General features: G+C 68.9%; 15 protein-coding genes. 2 read left to right on the forward strand and 13 right to left on the reverse strand.

Going from position 1 to position 15,294, the window contains the following annotated elements; all coding sequences use genetic code 11:
* Positions 1-157: 157 nt before the first annotated feature.
* Positions 158-619, forward strand: coding sequence for a hypothetical protein (locus ACNI14_RS02150; protein ID WP_420518288.1), 462 nt, complete (start codon positions 158-160; stop codon positions 617-619).
* A gap of 221 nt (positions 620-840) precedes the next feature.
* Here the strand turns inward: ACNI14_RS02150 and pstB are convergent, their stop codons facing one another.
* The 6 genes from pstB to ACNI14_RS02180 form a co-directional block, all read right to left on the reverse strand.
* Positions 841-1,620 carry a phosphate ABC transporter ATP-binding protein PstB gene (gene pstB / locus ACNI14_RS02155; RefSeq protein ID WP_420518289.1) on the reverse strand — a complete coding sequence of 260 codons (780 nt, stop codon included), beginning with the start codon at positions 1,618-1,620 and terminating at the stop codon, positions 841-843.
* A gap of 23 nt (positions 1,621-1,643) precedes the next feature.
* Positions 1,644-2,609, reverse strand: coding sequence for a phosphate ABC transporter permease PstA (pstA, locus tag ACNI14_RS02160; protein WP_420518290.1), 966 nt, complete (start codon positions 2,607-2,609; stop codon positions 1,644-1,646).
* On the reverse strand, positions 2,609-3,613 hold the full coding sequence (gene pstC, locus ACNI14_RS02165; protein WP_420518291.1) for a phosphate ABC transporter permease subunit PstC: 1,005 nt from the start codon (positions 3,611-3,613) through the stop codon (positions 2,609-2,611). The genes pstA and pstC overlap by 1 nt, the downstream gene beginning before the upstream one ends.
* 76 nt (positions 3,614-3,689) lie before the next feature.
* The gene (locus tag ACNI14_RS02170; RefSeq protein ID WP_420518292.1) at positions 3,690-4,802 is read right to left on the reverse strand and encodes a phosphate ABC transporter substrate-binding protein PstS; all 1,113 of its coding nucleotides are present in this window, start codon (positions 4,800-4,802) and stop codon (positions 3,690-3,692) included.
* 153 nt (positions 4,803-4,955) lie between these two features.
* Entirely contained in the window at positions 4,956-5,651 is a 696-nt protein-coding gene (locus tag ACNI14_RS02175) for a response regulator (protein WP_420518293.1), read from the reverse strand.
* On the reverse strand, positions 5,648-6,790 hold the full coding sequence (locus ACNI14_RS02180) for a sensor histidine kinase (protein WP_420518294.1): 1,143 nt from the start codon (positions 6,788-6,790) through the stop codon (positions 5,648-5,650). The genes ACNI14_RS02175 and ACNI14_RS02180 overlap by 4 nt, the downstream gene beginning before the upstream one ends.
* 142 nt (positions 6,791-6,932) lie before the next feature.
* Here ACNI14_RS02180 and phoU point away from each other — a divergent pair, with 142 nt between their 5' ends.
* Positions 6,933-7,592, forward strand: a complete 660-nt coding sequence (phoU, locus tag ACNI14_RS02185) for a phosphate signaling complex protein PhoU (RefSeq protein ID WP_420518295.1) — start codon at positions 6,933-6,935, stop codon at positions 7,590-7,592.
* A gap of 259 nt (positions 7,593-7,851) precedes the next feature.
* Here the strand turns inward: phoU and ACNI14_RS02190 are convergent, their stop codons facing one another.
* The 7 genes from ACNI14_RS02190 to ACNI14_RS02220 form a co-directional block, all read right to left on the reverse strand.
* Positions 7,852-8,595 carry a phosphoglyceromutase gene (locus ACNI14_RS02190; protein ID WP_420518297.1) on the reverse strand — a complete coding sequence of 248 codons (744 nt, stop codon included), beginning with the start codon at positions 8,593-8,595 and terminating at the stop codon, positions 7,852-7,854.
* Positions 8,596-8,752: 157 nt separating this feature from the next.
* On the reverse strand, positions 8,753-9,844 hold the full coding sequence (locus ACNI14_RS02195) for a lactonase family protein (RefSeq protein WP_420518298.1): 1,092 nt from the start codon (positions 9,842-9,844) through the stop codon (positions 8,753-8,755).
* 64 nt (positions 9,845-9,908) lie between these two features.
* Positions 9,909-10,223 (reverse strand): histone-like nucleoid-structuring protein Lsr2, encoded by a 315-nt coding sequence (locus tag ACNI14_RS02200; RefSeq protein ID WP_420518299.1) that lies wholly within the window; start codon positions 10,221-10,223, stop codon positions 9,909-9,911.
* Between the two features lie 136 nt (positions 10,224-10,359).
* On the reverse strand, positions 10,360-10,581 hold the full coding sequence (locus ACNI14_RS02205; protein WP_420518300.1) for a hypothetical protein: 222 nt from the start codon (positions 10,579-10,581) through the stop codon (positions 10,360-10,362).
* Positions 10,582-10,584: 3 nt separating this feature from the next.
* Entirely contained in the window at positions 10,585-12,048 is a 1,464-nt protein-coding gene (gene lysS / locus ACNI14_RS02210; protein WP_420518427.1) for a lysine--tRNA ligase, read from the reverse strand.
* A 226-nt stretch (positions 12,049-12,274) separates the two neighbouring features.
* Positions 12,275-13,165, reverse strand: a complete 891-nt coding sequence (gene nadC / locus ACNI14_RS02215) for a carboxylating nicotinate-nucleotide diphosphorylase (protein WP_420518428.1) — start codon at positions 13,163-13,165, stop codon at positions 12,275-12,277.
* A gap of 276 nt (positions 13,166-13,441) precedes the next feature.
* Positions 13,442-15,136 (reverse strand): L-aspartate oxidase, encoded by a 1,695-nt coding sequence (locus ACNI14_RS02220; RefSeq protein WP_420518301.1) that lies wholly within the window; start codon positions 15,134-15,136, stop codon positions 13,442-13,444.
* Positions 15,137-15,294: the final 158 nt, after the last annotated feature.

Here is a 15,294-nt window from a genome sequence, read left to right on the forward strand (position 1 = left end):
GATGGAGGTGTGCCCCTTCTTCGCGGAACGCCCATTCTACCACCGCGATCCGCACGCATAACAGGCGCTCCTCGTGTTGTCCAGCACCGACGCGCCGGCTGTGCGCGTCGCTTCGCACCAGTATCCTTGGGGCAGCCCCGCCACGAAAGGAACCGCCGTGAAGTCCCTCGTCACCGCCGGCGCCGCCGCCGTCGCCGCACTGGTGCTCGCCGGCTGCAGCTACGTGAACCCCATCACCACCCAGCAGAACTACGCCGCCTCTGACGGCGTGCAGATGGTGGGCGGCGAGTTCGACGCGCTGAACCTGATGGTGGTCGCCTCCGACATCGGCGAGCCGGCCGTGCTGGTCGGCACCCTGTACAACGGTTCCGACGCCGATCTCGAGATCGACCTCTCGTTCGATGCCGAGACGTCCACGTCTGTGTCCGTGCCCGCGGGATCCTCGGTGCAGCTCACCCCGCTCGACGGTGTCGAGGTGCCCGGCACGTCGCCCGTGCTGCCGGGGCTGCTCGCCGAGGTGGGCATCGCGACCGGCGCCAACGGCTTCTACACGATCCAGGTACCCGTCATGGACGGCACTCTCCCCGAGTACCAGCCCACCATCGACGCGCTGGGCTGACCCCCGACCTTCACCGCTCGCTCCCCGCTCCCCCGCCCTTAACTACAAACCACTTCGCCGCGCGACACGCGGAGCCAGCCCCCGCATCGGCCCTGTGCCCCGGCGTGGCGAAGACTCAAGCGGTTCGTAGTCAAGGCGCGCACAGCGGCCGATGCGGTCGCCGGGGAAGCACAACGGCGCCCGGCCCGCAAGGGGCCAGGCGCCGTGGTGTCAGGTGAGGCTCAGCCGAAGCGGCCCGAGATGTAGTCCTCGGTGGCCTTCTCCGACGGCGTGGAGAACATGGTCGGGGTGTCGTTCATCTCGATCAGCTTGCCCGGCTTGCCCGTGCCCGCGATGTTGAAGAACGCGGTGCGGTCGGACACGCGAGCGGCCTGCTGCATGTTGTGCGTCACGATCACGATCGTGTAGTCGTTCTTGAGGTCCGCGATGAGATCCTCGATCGCTAGCGTCGAGATGGGGTCCAGGGCAGAGCAGGGCTCGTCCATGAGCAGCACGTCCGGCTTGATGGCGATCGCGCGGGCGATGCACAGCCGCTGCTGCTGACCGCCGGACAGCGAAGACCCGGGCTTGTCGAGGCGGTCCTTGACCTCTTCCCACAGGTTCGCGCCCCGGAGGGTGGACTCCACCACGTCCTCCGCCTCCGACTTCGACATGCGCCTGTTGTTGAGCTTCATGCCCGCCAGCACGTTCTCCGAGATCGACATCGTGGGGAACGGGTTGGGTCGCTGGAACACCATGCCGACGTGACGACGCACGGTCACGGGATCCACCTCGTCCGCGTACAGGTCGACGCCGTCCATCAGCACCTCTCCCTCGACGCGAGCGCCAGGGATGACCTCGTGCATGCGGTTCAGGGTGCGCAGGAAGGTCGACTTGCCGCAGCCCGAGGGACCGATGAAAGCGGTGACGGACCTCGGCTCGATCGACAGTGACACATCCTCGACAGCCAGGAAGCTGCTGTAGAAGACGTTCAGGTTGTTGATGTCGATGCGCTTGGACACAGATTGCTCCGGTTCTTGTCGGCTCAGCGGCCGGTCTTGGGGGAGAAGTACTTGGCGATCAGGCGGGCGATGAGATTGAGCAGCATCACGACGACGATGAGCACTAGCGCGGCCGCCCATGCACGCATCTCCGCAATATTCGCGACGCAGGCGATGGCCTCGTCATTGCACGGTGCCGCCCCCTTGCGCCATTCGGCGACGATGAAGACGGGCAGGCTCATCATGCGGCCTTCGAACGGATTCCAGTTGAGGGAGTCCGCCACGCCCACCGCGATGAGGAGGGGCGCGGTCTCGCCGATCACGCGGGCGATCGCCAGGGTCACGCCGGTGGTGATGCCGGCGATCGCCGTGCGGAGCACGACCTTGATGATCGTCAGCCACTTGGGCACGCCCAGCGCGTACGCCGCCTCGCGCAGCTCGTTGGGCACCAGGCGCAGCATCTCCTCGGACGAGCGCACCACCACCGGGATCATCAGCACCGACAGTGCCACCGCGCCCACGACGCCGAGCTTGGTGCCTGGACCGACGAGCAGGGCGAACACCGCGTAGGCGAACAGGCCGGCCACGATGGACGGGATTCCCGTCATGACGTCCACGAAGAACGTGACCGCGCGCTTGAGCCAACCCGAGCCGTACTCGACCAGATAGATGGACGTGAGCAGGCCGATGGGCACCGAGATCGCCGTGGCCACCAAGGTCATCGTGACAGTGCCCGCGACGGCGTGCACGATGCCGCCCTCCGGCATCCCGCCGAAGATTCCCTGCATGCTCTGGTTGAAGAAGTCGAGGTTGAAATTGGTGTCGCCGTTGCCATCGACGAAGAACCTGTCGATGCCCCGCGTGAGGACGGTGTAGGACAGCCACACGAGCGGGATCAGCGCGACCGTGAAGGCCGCGTAGACCACGACGGACATGGCCTTGTTGGTGAACTTCCGGCGGCTGCTGAGCTGTCCCAGCGGAGACGTCTCGGTCACGGTGGTCTGTGCCATCAGTTGGCTCCTGAGAACTCGGCTCGGCGGGACACGACCCAGCGCGCCAACATATTCACGAGCAGGGTGATCACGAACAGAGCGAGGCCCATCGTGATGAGCGCCGACACCCCGGACGTGTTCGCCTCCGGGAATTGCAGTGCGATATAGGCCGCGATGGTGTTGTGCTCGCCGGCCTGGAGCAGCGACGCTGCGTAGCTGAGTCCAGGCGACAGGATCATGTACACCGCCATGGTCTCGCCGAGAGCGCGACCGAGCCCCAGCATGGTCGCGCCGATCATTCCAGGGCGGCCGAACGGAATGACGGCCATCCGAATCATCTCCCACCGGGTCGCCCCCATGGCCAGCGCCGCCTCTTCGTGGAGCACCGGGGTCTGGAGGAACACCTCGCGAGTCACCGCAGTGATGATGGGGATGATCATGATCGCCAGCACGATGCCGGCCGAGAGCGCAACGCGCCCCGTCATGGACACTTCGCCGGTCACCGGGTCCGGAGCGAAGATGGGGATCCACCCGAGGTTGGCTCCGAGCCACTGGTAGAAGGGCTGCAAGACCGGCACGACCACGATCGCGCCCCAGAGGCCGTAGACCACGGAGGGGATGGCCGCCAACAGGTCGATCAGATAGCCAAGTCCCTGTGCGAGCCTTCGGGGCGCGTAGTGGGAGATGAACACCGCGATCGCGAAGGAGAGCGGGGTGGCGATCAGCAGCGCGATCGCCGAGATGAGGATGGTGCCGTAGACCAGGTAGCCGATGGTCGCGATCAGCGTCTCGGTCGACTCCGTGCCAAGCCAGCCGATCTCCGCATCGAGCTCCGCCGCCGAGGACGTCATCGCGGGCCACGCCTCGATCAGGAGGAAGGTCGCGACGGCCGCGAGCGTCACGAGGATCAAGCTCGCGGCGGTCGCAGCGATGCCGCCGAAGGCCCGGTTCACGAAGGCCCCGCGGTGCGTCGAGTACTCGGCTTCGGCAGCGGTGTGGGCCTGCTCCTGCGAAGTCGTCACGCGCGCTCTTTTCGTGGGTTGCGGGGGTGTGGCGATGGTGGGCCCATCCTTGCCGACGAGTTCACCATGGGTCCAGTCACCCGTCCAGTGAGCCGTCGGCGATCATGTCGAGAATCTCGGTCACGCGGCCACCGAGCTCCTCACCAATCGGCGACGAGCCTGCCGCGTTGGCCGAGGACTGCTGGCCCTCCTCCGAGGCGATGTACGTGAGGTACTCGGTGACCAGGGCGCGCTCGTTCTCGTCATCGTACTGCTGGCACACGATGTGGTACGAGACCAGGACGATCGGGTAGGCGCCCGGAGCGTCCGGAGTGCGGTCGATGTCGAAGGCCAGGTCGTACTCGCCGTTGGCTCCCTCCGACCGGGGGGAGTTGCTCACGACTGCCGCAGCCGCCTGCGGCGAGTACGGCACGAACTCGCCATTGATCTCAACCGCGACCGTGCCGAGCGAGCCGGCGCGCGAGGCGTCGACATAGGCGAACGATCCAGGGGTGTCCTGCACGATCTGCATCTGGCCCGACGTCGCGGGTCCGGCCTCGCCGACGCCGGCCGGCCAGTCCCCCGAGGGCTCGTAGGGCCAGTCCTCGGGAGCCGCCTCGTGCAGGTACTCCACGAAGTTCTCAGTGGTGCCCGACTCGTCGGCGCGGTACACGGGCATGATGGGTGAGGGCGGCAGGTCGACGCCCTCATTCAGCTCTGCGATGGCCGGGTCGTCCCACGAGGTCACCTTGCCGTCGAAGATCTGCGCGATCAGCGACGCGGTCATGTTGAGCGAGTCGATCTCCTCGAGGTTGAAGACCAGTGCGATCGGCGCGATGTAGAGCGGCAAGTGGATCGCGCCCAGATCACCGTCACACGCCTCGACGGCGTTCGCATACTCCTGATCGTCCATCAGCGCATCCGAACCCGCGAAGGAGGTGGCGCCATCCACGAACTGGGTGCGCCCGCCCCCAGACCCGATGGGGTCGTAGTTGACGGTCGCATAGGGGTGGAGCCGCTGGAAGCCCGCACGCCAGGCGGCGACTGCCGCCTCTTGCGACGAGGCGCCTGCGCCGCTCACCGATCCCGACAGCGTGGAGACGTCTTCACCGGTGGTGTCGATCCGCTCGTTCGACGGCGTGCAGGCCGCGAGGGCGAACGACATCGCGGCAACCGAGACGAACGCTCCCACGCGAGTTGCGGTCTTCACAGTCGAGTTTCCTCACTTGCTTGATTGGCCCGACTGTCTGCCGAACACCGTCCAAGGTAGCCAAGGCAGGTAACGGACCCTGGCGGGAGATCTGAACGATGGGTGAACAATGGGTGAACACACCTGCGAGCCGAGCGCCCTGACACGAAAATCCTATGCCTCGAAGGTGTACCCGACGCCACGGACTGTCTGGATCACCTCAGGTTGGGACGGATCGGCCTCGATGCGGCCGCGCAGCCGCTTGATGTGCACGTCCAGCGTCTTGGTGTCGCCAAAGTAGTCGGCGCCCCACACCCGGTCGATGATCACCTGGCGCGGCAGCACGCGCCCCGCGTTCTGCGCGAGCAGGTGCAGCAACGCGAACTCCTTGGGCGGCAGCGACTGCGGCTCGCCGTCGCGGGTCACCGTGAGCCTCTCCGGATCGAGAGTGAGCCCGGCGACGGTGAGGCGTTCGGGCTCGTCCAGTGCGCCCGCCGCACTCGCGAGCTGGCGGCGCAGCACCGCACGGACCCGCGCCACCAGCTCGCGGCCCGAGAACGGCTTGGTCACGTAGTCGTCCGCGCCGAGCTCGAGACCGATGATCCGGTCCACCTGGTCGTCCTTGGCCGTCACCATGATGACCGGCACATCCGAGCGCTCACGGATGACCCGGAACACCTCCGAGCCGGACATGCCCGGCAGCATCAAGTCCAGCAGCACCACATCCGCGCCGTCGCGCGCGAACGCTTCGACTGCCTTGGGCCCGGTGTCCGCCAACAGCACCGTGAAGCCCTCGCGTTCCAACACGTACTTGAGCGAATCCCGATAGGACTCCTCGTCGTCGACGACCAGTACCCGCGCCTCGCTCATATCTCCTCCTGTACCCCAGCCGCCGACTGCACGGAGCTCTCATGCTCCGCAAGCCGGAAGGTGAAGGTCGAGCCCACCGACGGCTGCGACCAGACTTCCACGGTGCCCGAATGCTGCAGGGCCACGTGCTTCACGATTGATAATCCCAGACCCGTGCCACCGGTCTCGCGCGACCGGGCCGGGTCGGTGCGGTAGAACCGTTCGAAGATGCGGTCCTGATCCTCGGGCGAGATGCCGATGCCTTGGTCGATCACCCCGATGCTCACCACATCGTCGGCCGAGTCAAGGGTAATGGCCACCTTGGATCCCTCGTCCGAGTAGTTCACCGCGTTGTCGACGAGGTTGCGCACCGCCATCGCCAAGAGGTCGCGGTCACCCATCACGGTGGGGCGCACGCGCAAGTCCGCGACCATCTCGATCCGCTTCTGGTCGGAGGCCACTCGCATGCCCTCCACCACCTCCTCCACCACGTCGGCGACGTCCACCGGCTCGTACTCCATCACCGACTCCCCGCCCTGCAGGCGAGAGATCTCCACGATCTCCTGAATCAGCTTCGCGAGGCGGCGGGTCTCCTTGCGGATCTTCTTGGCGAAGTCGCGGACCATGGTCGTGTCGTCGGCGTTGTCCTCGATGGTCTCGGCAAGCAGTGACAGCGCCCCGATGGGCGTCTTGAGCTCGTGCGAGACGTTCACCGCGAACTCGCGTCGGGTCTGCTCGGCGGAGCGCTGCTCAGTGTTGTCGTTCACGACCGCGAGCGCCAGATCGTCGCTCATCCGGGTCACCCGCACATGGACGACGCTCGACGACCCCAGTACTCCACGCTTGATCTCCACGTGGTCCTCGACGGGATGCCCGGACTGCCAGGCGCGCTCCGCGAGGTCTGCGACGCTCGGGTGGAGAGCGCCATCCGGCCGGGCCACGCCCAGGGCGGCGGCGACGGTGTTGGAGAAGGCACTGCGCCGGTCGCGCCGCACCACCGTCGCGCCCGACTGGAGAGCGGCCAGCACCTCGCGCGTGCGGTGCGGAACCAGGGTGTTGGAGACGGCCTCCTCACGCGCTTGGCGTCTGTGCGCGAGTGCGCCAAGACCAGCTCCGACGGCGAGCGCAACGGCGGCGACCAGCCACATCTCGGGGGTCATGGGGTCACAGTAACCACACGCCCCTGAGTTCACCCAATGTTCAGGGACGACACCGAATGTTCACCGACTGCGCGGCGCTAGCCTTCCGCCGTGCGCAGGCCGGATGACACACTAGGGGCAACGCCACATCGCTAGGAGAACCATGCGCACCCTCTTCACCGCAGAGATGTCGGAGCTCGCCGACGACCTGACCACCATGGCCAAGCACGTCGAGTCCGCGATCACCCGCGCCTCCGAGGCGCTGCTGACCCAGAACGTGGAGCTCGCCCAGCAGGTCATCGCGGACGACTCCAAGCTGGACGATCTCGAGGAGACGGTCGACGAGCGCTGCGTCCTGCTCATCGCGCAGCAGCAGCCCGTGGGCCTCGACCTGCGCAGCATCGTGGCCTCGCTGCGGATCTCCGCGGCTCTCGAGCGCATGGGCGACCTAGCCCAGCACATCGCCGAGGCCGCTCGCCGCGCGTACCCCGGATCAGCGATCCCCGCGGGCCACGAGGAGATCTTCACCGGCATGGCCGAGGCCGCCAAGAAGGCCGCGACCGAGGTCATCGAGCTGCTCGAGACCCGCGACCTCAACCTCGCCGCGCAGATCGTCTCCGACGACGACGCCCTCGACCAGCTCCACGCGCAGGCGTACAAGACCATGCTCGCCGACGACTACTCCGGCAGCGCGCAGGAGACCCTCGACATCAGCCTCCTCGCCCGCTTCTTCGAGCGGTTCGGCGACCACGCCGTGAGCGTCTCGCGGCGCATCGTGTACTTGGTCACCGGCGATCTCACCGGTGAGCGCGGCCGCATCTAACCCTTCGCCGCACTCCCCCGGTCCGCGCCCACCCCTCGGGCGCCCGAGGGCTCTCGACTGATGGTCGTCGGAATCATCAGTGATGACGCCACGCGTGCAGGTTCGGCACTGACGCTCGCGCCCCTGGTCCGTGCCCACGGTGCGCGCCACCGCTGAGCCGGCCCCCGCATCGGCCGCATGAACGCAGGCGGGCCCCCTGCCAGTGCTGGCAGGGGGCCCGTCTTGTTCGGCCACGCGATGAGAGGGTGACCGACCGTCCTTACTTCTTGCCCTGGTTCGCGACCGCCTGGATGGCCGCGGCGGCGGCGTCCGCGTCGAGGTACGTGCCGCCGGCCTTGACGGGCTTCAGGGTCTCCTCGTCGAGCTCGTACACCAGCGGGATGCCGGTGGGCACGTTGACGCCCACGATCTCGTCGTCGCCGATGCCGTCGAGGTACTTGATGATCGCGCGCAGCGAGTTGCCGTGCGCCGCGACCATGACCGTCTTGCCGTCCTTGAGGTCCGGCACGATCGCCTTGTCCCAGTACGGCAGGGCGCGCTCGAGCACGTCCTTGAGGCACTCGGTCTTGGGGGTCGGCTCGCCGGCGTAGCGGGGGTCGCCCTCCTGCGAGTACTCGTTGTCGGCGGAGATCTCCGGCGGCGGCACGTCATACGAGCGGCGCCAGGTCATGAACTTCTCCTCGCCGAACTGCTCGAGGGTCTCGGCCTTGTTCTTGCCCTGCAGGTCGCCGTAGTGACGCTCGTTGAGGCGCCAGTCGCGCTTGACGGGGATCCAGTGACGGTCAGCCGAGTCGAGGGCGAGGTTCGCGGTCATGATCGCGCGGCGCAGCAGCGAAGTGTGCACCACGTCGGGCAGCACGCCCTCGGCCTTGAGCAGCTCTCCGCCGCGCACGGCCTCGCCCCAGCCCTTGTCGTTGAGGGGCACGTCGACCCAGCCGGTGAACAGGTTCTTTGCGTTCCATTCGCTCTCGCCGTGGCGGAGCAGGATCAGTGTGTAGGTCATGTTTCCAGCCTAGCGCCGATGCGCGGGCCGGGCTGTGGGCCTACGGTCCCGGCGGGTGCGGGTACAGATTCTTCCTCAACGACGCCGCCTGGGTGCGGGCTGTGTACATGACGTGCCTCCAGGCCGGCGCGCGACGAGACACGCAGTCGTGAGTTGCCTAGTTCGGGTGGGGGACCACGCAGGCGGGGCTCGGCAGCGGGGCCGAGACGTACGGCAGCGTGGCGATGTGGCCCACCTCGGGCTCGGGTGCGAGCGACAGCACGTCGGCGAGCGCGTAGGTGCGGACCTCGTGACCGCGCTCGGCGCCCACGTGCAGGCGGTCGCCCACCACGGCGAAGTGACGCGGCCACTCGCCCGCGTCGAAGCTGCCGCGGTAGCGCGGCTCGCCCTCGGGAGACAGGTCGATGACGGCGATCACGTCGGCCCCGCGCACGCCGGCCAGCAGCGTGGCGTCGTCGGCCAGCAGCACATGGGAGTCGTAGAGGTCGTTGCCCGTGCGGCGCTCGGCGGTGGTGCTGGCGATGTCGAACACCACCTCGGCGGTGCCGGACCCGGAGTCCCATCGCAGCGCACGCAGGCGGTGGTCGAGTTCGCACAGCACGTAGATCCACTCGCCGCGGACCACGAAGTGGCGCGGTCCCGCCCCCGGCGCCAGCGTGACCGCGACGCCGTGGTCCTCGAGCAGCCCGCCGTCCGTGATCGCGTAGCGGCGCAGCTCGTCCGTGCCGAGGTCCGCGACGAGCACGTGGTGGCCGCCGGGGCCGAATCCGGCGGAGTGCGCGTGAGGGGCCTCCTGGCGGTCCTCGCGCGGGCCGGAGCCCTCGTGGCCGAACATCTGGGCCGGCTCGTCCAGCGTCGGCAGCCCGTCCTCGCCCAACAGCACGACTGCGAGGTCGCCGCTGGCGTAGTGCGACACGTAGAGGACCCGGGCGTCGGCGCTCAGCAGCAGATGGCAGCCGGAGGCGCCGTCGGTGCGGATGCTCGCGGCCACCCGCGGGGACTCGGGGTCGCTCACGTCGATCGCGTGGACCTCGCTGCTGTCCGTCTCGCTCACCGCATACACGATCGCGTGGTCGGGGTGGGCGACCAGAAAGGAAGGTGCGGGCAGCTCGAGGGCGAGGCGCGCATCGTCCGCCGTCTGTCGCCACAGGCCCTCGCCCACGCCGGTGGGGGTGCCGAGCCCGGCCTCCGGGTAGGTGCCCCACCAGACCGCGCCCTGCGCGGAGACCTCGGGAATCGCGTTGCTCATCATCGCTCCTTGGACGCAAGCGCGGCCCCGCCCGGGAAGGACGGGGCCGCGCTGCGTGGTCGAACTAGTTGGCCTTGGAGTAGGCCTCGCGGATCTCGGACGAGATGCGCCCGCGCTCCGATACCTCGTAGCCGTGGGCCTTGGCCCACGCCCGCACCTTCGACGAGTCGGACCGTCGCGCTCGCGAGGAGCCGCCGCGCTTGCTCGTCACCCGCCGAGCCTGCGTGGTCCACTTTTCAAAGTCCTTGCGCAACTGCTCCGCGTGCTGCTCGGAGAGATCTATCTCATACGAGACATTCTCAATCGAGAAACTCACGGTTTCGCTAGCCTCGCCACCGTCGACATCATCGACGAGGACGACTTGTACCTTCTGTGCCATCTTCCACCCTTTCTCAAGCGGTTCGCTAAGAATCACACGCGCTTACGTTTCGCGTCAAATCCACAAACATTCGCGCTTGTGAGAAGGTTTGGAATTGTTTGACGAAATGCCTCGAAGAACGTTCGTGCGGGGCGAATTACGCCGGGCGACCGCCGTCGCTCGCATCGCCTTCCGGGCGCGGTTCGGCATCCGATTTCTCGCCACCGCTCTGCGCGAGGGCCGTGCGTTCATTGCGGTCGGCGCGCAGCACCGCCCGCATCGCGAGCCAGAACAGCAGGCCCACGCCGATGCTCGGGATGATTCCCGCGGCGACCGGAATCCAGCCGTCCGGAATCCAGTCGGGGGGAAACCACTCCATGAGTCAGTCCTCCGTGGGCTTGACGAGCGGGAACGTGATGGTCTCGCGGATGCCGAGTCCCGTGAGGGCCATGAGCAGGCGGTCCATGCCCATGCCCATGCCGCCGGCGGGGGGCATCGCGTGCTCCATCGCGGTGAGGAAGTCCTCGTCGAGGCTCATCGCCTCATCGTCGCCCTGGGCGGCCATCCGCGCCTGCTGATGGAACCGCTCGCGCTGCACCACCGGGTCCACGAGCTCGGAGTACGCGGTCGCGAGCTCGAAGCCGCGCACGTACAGGTCCCACTTCTCGACGATCCCCTCGTGCACACGGTGGTCCCTGGTGAGCGGGCTGGTCTCCACGGGAAAGTCGCGGACGAAGGTCGGCGCCGTGAGCGTCTCGCCCACGTAGTGCTCCCACAGCTCCTCGACCAGCTTGCCGTGATTGGCGCGCTTGGGATCCACCGATACCTCGGCCGCGTCGCACCAGCGCTGCAACTGCTCGACAGTCGTGGCGGGCGTCACCTCCTCGCCGAGAGCCTGGGACAGCGACCCGTACATGGTGAGCTCGGCCCACTGGCCCGACAGGTCGTACTCCTCGCCGTCGGCCAGGGTCACGACCTGGGTGCCGAACACGTCGCTCGCCGCTCCCTGGATCAGTTCGCGGGTGAGCGTGGCCATGGTGTCGTAGTCGCCGTAGGCCTCGTACGCCTCGAGCATCGAGAATTCCGGAGAATGCGACGAGTCCGCGCCCTCGTTTCGGAAGTTGCGGTTGATCTCGAAGACCTTCTCGATTCCCCCGACCACGGCGCGCTTGAGAAAGAGCTCCGGGGCGATGCGCAGGAACAGGTCGATGTCGAAAGCATTCATGTGCGTCATGAAAGGCCGGGCCGCGGCGCCGCCATGCTGGGTCTGAAGCATGGGCGTCTCAATCTCGATGAATCCGCGCGAATGCAGCGACTCGCGCAGGCTCCTCATCACGGACGCGCGGTTCCTCACCATGTCCCGCGCCACCGGGCGCGCAATCAGGTCGACGTAGCGCTGGCGCACTCGCGTGTCCTCCGCGAGGTCCTTGTGCAGCACCGGCAATGGGCGCAGCGCCTTGGCCGCGATCTGCCATTCGTCCGCGAATACCGAGACCTCGCCTCGACGCGACTTGATGGCGCGGCCGTGCGCGAACAGGTGGTCGCCCAGGTCGACGTCGGCCTTGAACGCGGCCAGCGACTCCTCGCCCACCTCGGCGAGGCTCAGCATGATCTGCAGGCGCTCCCCCGCGCCGTCCTGGATCGTCGCGAAGCACAGCTTGCCGGTGTTGCGCACGAACACCACGCGGCCGGCGACGCCCACCACGTCCTGGGTCTCCTCGCCGGTCTCGAGCCGCTCGTACTCGCGCTTGACGTCCGCGATCTCGTGGGTGCGCGGCACGGAGACGGGGTACGCCTGCCCGCCCGCGGCGATGATGCGGTCGCGCTTGGCGCGCCGCACCCGCATCTGCTCGGGAACGTCGTCAGGGGTGGTGTCATGGGCGTCAGTCACGCCCTCTAGGCTACCCGGGCGCCCACCCCCAACACTCCGAACCACTTTCTCTCGCGACACGCTGGCGAGAGGGCCGATGCGCGGGGCGCCTGCGGGGTGTCGCGCTCGCACGTGGTTCGCAGTTGAAGGGCCGGGGCGAGTGCGGCCGATGCGCTCGCCGGCTCGGCCGCGCGCGTTCCGGTCAGCTCAGGTCGAGCGCGAGGTCCAGGATGGGGCTCGAGTGGGTCAGCGCGCCCACGGACAGGAAGTCGACGCCGGTCTCGGCGACCTCACGAGCGCCGCTCAGCGTCAGCCCGCCGGTGGCCTCGAGGCGCACGCCGGGCTCCAGCTCCCGCACCGTCTGCACCAGCGCGCGCATCGCGGCGGGCGCCATGTTGTCGAGCATCAGGAACCTCGCGCCGGCACCGATCGCCTCACGCGCCTGCTCCTCGCTCTCCACCTCGACCTGGATGGGAACGTCGGGGAAGGCCCGCTGGATCGCGCGTATCGCGGCCGCCACCGATCCCGCCGCGACGATGTGGTTGTCCTTGACCATCGCGCAGTCGAAAAGCCCGAACCGCTTGTTGGTGCCGCCGCCGGCGCGCACCGCGTACTTCTCGAGCTCGCGCAGGCCCGGCGTGGTCTTGCGGGTGTCGAGCACGCGCGCGCCCGTGCCCTCGAGGGCGTCGGCCCACTGGCGCGTGTGCGTCGCGATGCCCGATGCGCGGGACAGGAAGTTCAGCATGGTGCGCTCGGCGATCAGCAGCACGTGCCCGGCGCCCGCGATCTCGGCGACCGCCGCGCCGGCGTCGAGCCGGTCCCCGTCGGCGGCGCGCAGCTGCACGATCGGCACCGGCAGGCCCAGCCGCTCGGCCACCTGGCCCAGGGCCTCGGCGATGACCGGCAGCCCCGCGATCACGCCGGGCTCGCGCACCACGATCCGGCCCGTCACCTGGGCGTCGGCCGGGATGGTGGCCTGCGTGGTGACGTCGCGGCCCGGTCCGGGGCCGAGGTCCTCGTCGAGCGCCTCCCCCACGGATGAGGCGAGCCACGAGGCGCGCAGCCGACGGTCCTGGGGCAGGTCTTCTGGCATGGTCACGACCACCACCCTATTGCCGGGCGGGACGACGACCGCTCACGGGTTGACACGCAAGTAGTGACAGATGTCACATCCTCGCGATAACGTCGTGGCGCGAGGCGCGTTCGTCGGCCGATGAGCGCTGGGGGACTCCACGCGGTGGCGCGGCACGGCATTGGCCGACGCGCCACCGTGTGTGAGTAAGCACGTGTGTGAGCAGGCGCGTGTGTGAGCAGGCGCGTGTGTGAGCAGGCGCGTGTGTGAGCAGGCGCGAGCAGCCTCGGGCCGCCGTCAGCCCAGGTCGAGCGGGGCGCGCATCAGCGACAGCTCGCCGTCGGGACCCAGCGTCGCCGCCAGCCGCATCCGCCACCGCTCGTCGTCCGTCTCGGGAAAGTCCTCCCGCAGGTGCCCGCCGCGCGTCTCATCGCGCTCGAGCGCGACGGCGGCCAGCACCGAGGCGACCGCCAGGATGTTGCTGGTCTCCCACTCGGCCGTCTGGGGCGTGGCCGTGCGCAGGGCGTCCGCGCGGAACTTCGCGCGCAGGGTCGCGAGCCTGTCGATCGCCCGCTCGAGACCCGCGGCCGTCCGCACGGGACCGGCGCCGCGGTGAGCCGCGGACTGGATCTGCGGTCGCGCCGTGGCTGGCACGAGCGCGGGCGGCCCCGAGCGCTCGACCGGCTCCCGCTGGGTGACCACGCCGCCTGCCACCGCCCCTGCCGCATCGGCCGCTGCGCGGGAAGCGAAGACCAGGCCCTCGAGGAGGGAGTTGGAGGCGAGCCGGTTCGCGCCGTGCACGCCGGTGCACGCGGCCTCGCCGATCGCGTACAGGCCCGCCTGGGTGGACCGGCCGCGCAGGTCGGTGAGGATGCCGCCCGAGTGATAGTGCTGCGCGGGAGCGACGGGGATGAGGTCGCGCCCCATGTCGATGCCGCGCTCCTGAAGCCGCTCCCAGATCGTGGGGAAGCGCTCCTTGACGAACGTGGATCCCAGGTGGCGGCAGTCGAGGAAGACGTTCTCGGAGCCCTCGTCCTCCATCATCGCCACGATGCCCTTGCTCACCACGTCGCGGGGCGCGAGCTCCGCCAGCGCGTGGCGGTCGACCATGAATCGCTCGCCCGTCGCGTTGAGCAGGTGCGCGCCCTCTCCGCGGACAGCCTCGGAGATCAGCGGCTGCTGACCGCGCGCGGCGGAGCCCTGCCACAGCACGGTGGGGTGGAACTGGACGAACTCGAGGTCGGCGATCGCGGCCCCCGCGCGCAGCGCCGCCGCGAGCCCGTCCCCCGTCGCGGAGGCGGGGTTGGTCGACGAACGGAACACCTGGCCGATGCCGCCGGTGGCGAGGATCACGGACTTGGCGAGCGCGGCGCCTACGCCGTCGCGGGAGCCCTCGCCGATGATGTGCAGCGTCACGCCGCACACCGGGCCGGGGCGGCCGTCCCCGTCCGGCGCCGCCGTCAACAGGTCCACGACCATCGCGTGCTCGATCACCTCGATGCCAGGATCGTTCTCCACGGCCGCGAGCTGGGCGATGAGCGCGCGAGAGATCTCCGCGCCCGTCGCGTCGCCGCCGGCGTGCGCGATCCGGTCCCGCATGTGACCGCCCTCGCGCGTGAGAGTGATGCCGCCGTCGGGGCCGGTGTCGAAGTTCGCGCCCCTGCCCACCAGCTCGCGCACCCGGTCCGGCCCCTCGGTGACGAGCGTGCGCACGGCGGATTCGGAGCACAGCCCCGCGCCAGCCACGAGCGTGTCCTGCAGGTGCTCGTCGGGGGTGTCCTCGGGGTGCAGCGCCGCGGCGATCCCGCCCTGCGCCCACACAGTGGAGCCCGAGCTCAGCTCGCCCTTGGTGACCACGAGCACGCGGTCCACCTTGGCGCGCAGCTCGAGGGCGGCGGTGAGGCCGGCGATGCCGGAGCCGACCACGATCACGTCGGCGTTGATGGTCCAGCCGGGCGGCGGGGCGGCGAGCCGGCGCACGAACGAGGTCATGGGGTCAACCTACCGGCGCCTGTCCTCGCGCCCGTCCCCTCCCCCTACGCGGGCCCTCCCGAACATCGACGGACTCGACACTCCGCCGACGAACCTTTAGCGGCCCACGACGACGGCGCGCCGCGTCTCAGGATGTTCGGGACGGTACGGAGAAAGCG

The sequence above is a fragment of the Demequina pilifera genome, assembly GCF_048814985.1.
Classification (GTDB): domain Bacteria; phylum Actinomycetota; class Actinomycetes; order Actinomycetales; family Demequinaceae; genus Demequina.

Excerpts from the sequence above, each read along its gene's own strand:
- ACNI14_RS02190 (WP_420518297.1), bottom strand. The coding sequence starts at position 8,595 with ATGACCTACACACTGATCCTGCTCCGCCACGGCGAGAGCGAATGGAAC.
- nadC (WP_420518428.1), bottom strand. The coding sequence starts at position 13,165 with ATGCCAGAAGACCTGCCCCAGGACCGTCGGCTGCGCGCCTCGTGGCTC.
- ACNI14_RS02180 (WP_420518294.1), bottom strand. The coding sequence starts at position 6,790 with ATGACCCCCGAGATGTGGCTGGTCGCCGCCGTTGCGCTCGCCGTCGGA.
- ACNI14_RS02205 (WP_420518300.1), bottom strand. The coding sequence starts at position 10,581 with ATGGAGTGGTTTCCCCCCGACTGGATTCCGGACGGCTGGATTCCGGTC.
- ACNI14_RS02200 (WP_420518299.1), bottom strand. The coding sequence starts at position 10,223 with ATGGCACAGAAGGTACAAGTCGTCCTCGTCGATGATGTCGACGGTGGC.
- ACNI14_RS02220 (WP_420518301.1), bottom strand. The coding sequence starts at position 15,136 with ATGACCTCGTTCGTGCGCCGGCTCGCCGCCCCGCCGCCCGGCTGGACC.
- pstA (WP_420518290.1), bottom strand. The coding sequence starts at position 2,609 with ATGGCACAGACCACCGTGACCGAGACGTCTCCGCTGGGACAGCTCAGC.
- phoU (WP_420518295.1), top strand. The coding sequence starts at position 6,933 with ATGCGCACCCTCTTCACCGCAGAGATGTCGGAGCTCGCCGACGACCTG.
- ACNI14_RS02175 (WP_420518293.1), bottom strand. The coding sequence starts at position 5,651 with ATGAGCGAGGCGCGGGTACTGGTCGTCGACGACGAGGAGTCCTATCGG.
- lysS (WP_420518427.1), bottom strand. The coding sequence starts at position 12,048 with ATGCGGGTGCGGCGCGCCAAGCGCGACCGCATCATCGCCGCGGGCGGG.
- ACNI14_RS02195 (WP_420518298.1), bottom strand. The coding sequence starts at position 9,844 with ATGAGCAACGCGATTCCCGAGGTCTCCGCGCAGGGCGCGGTCTGGTGG.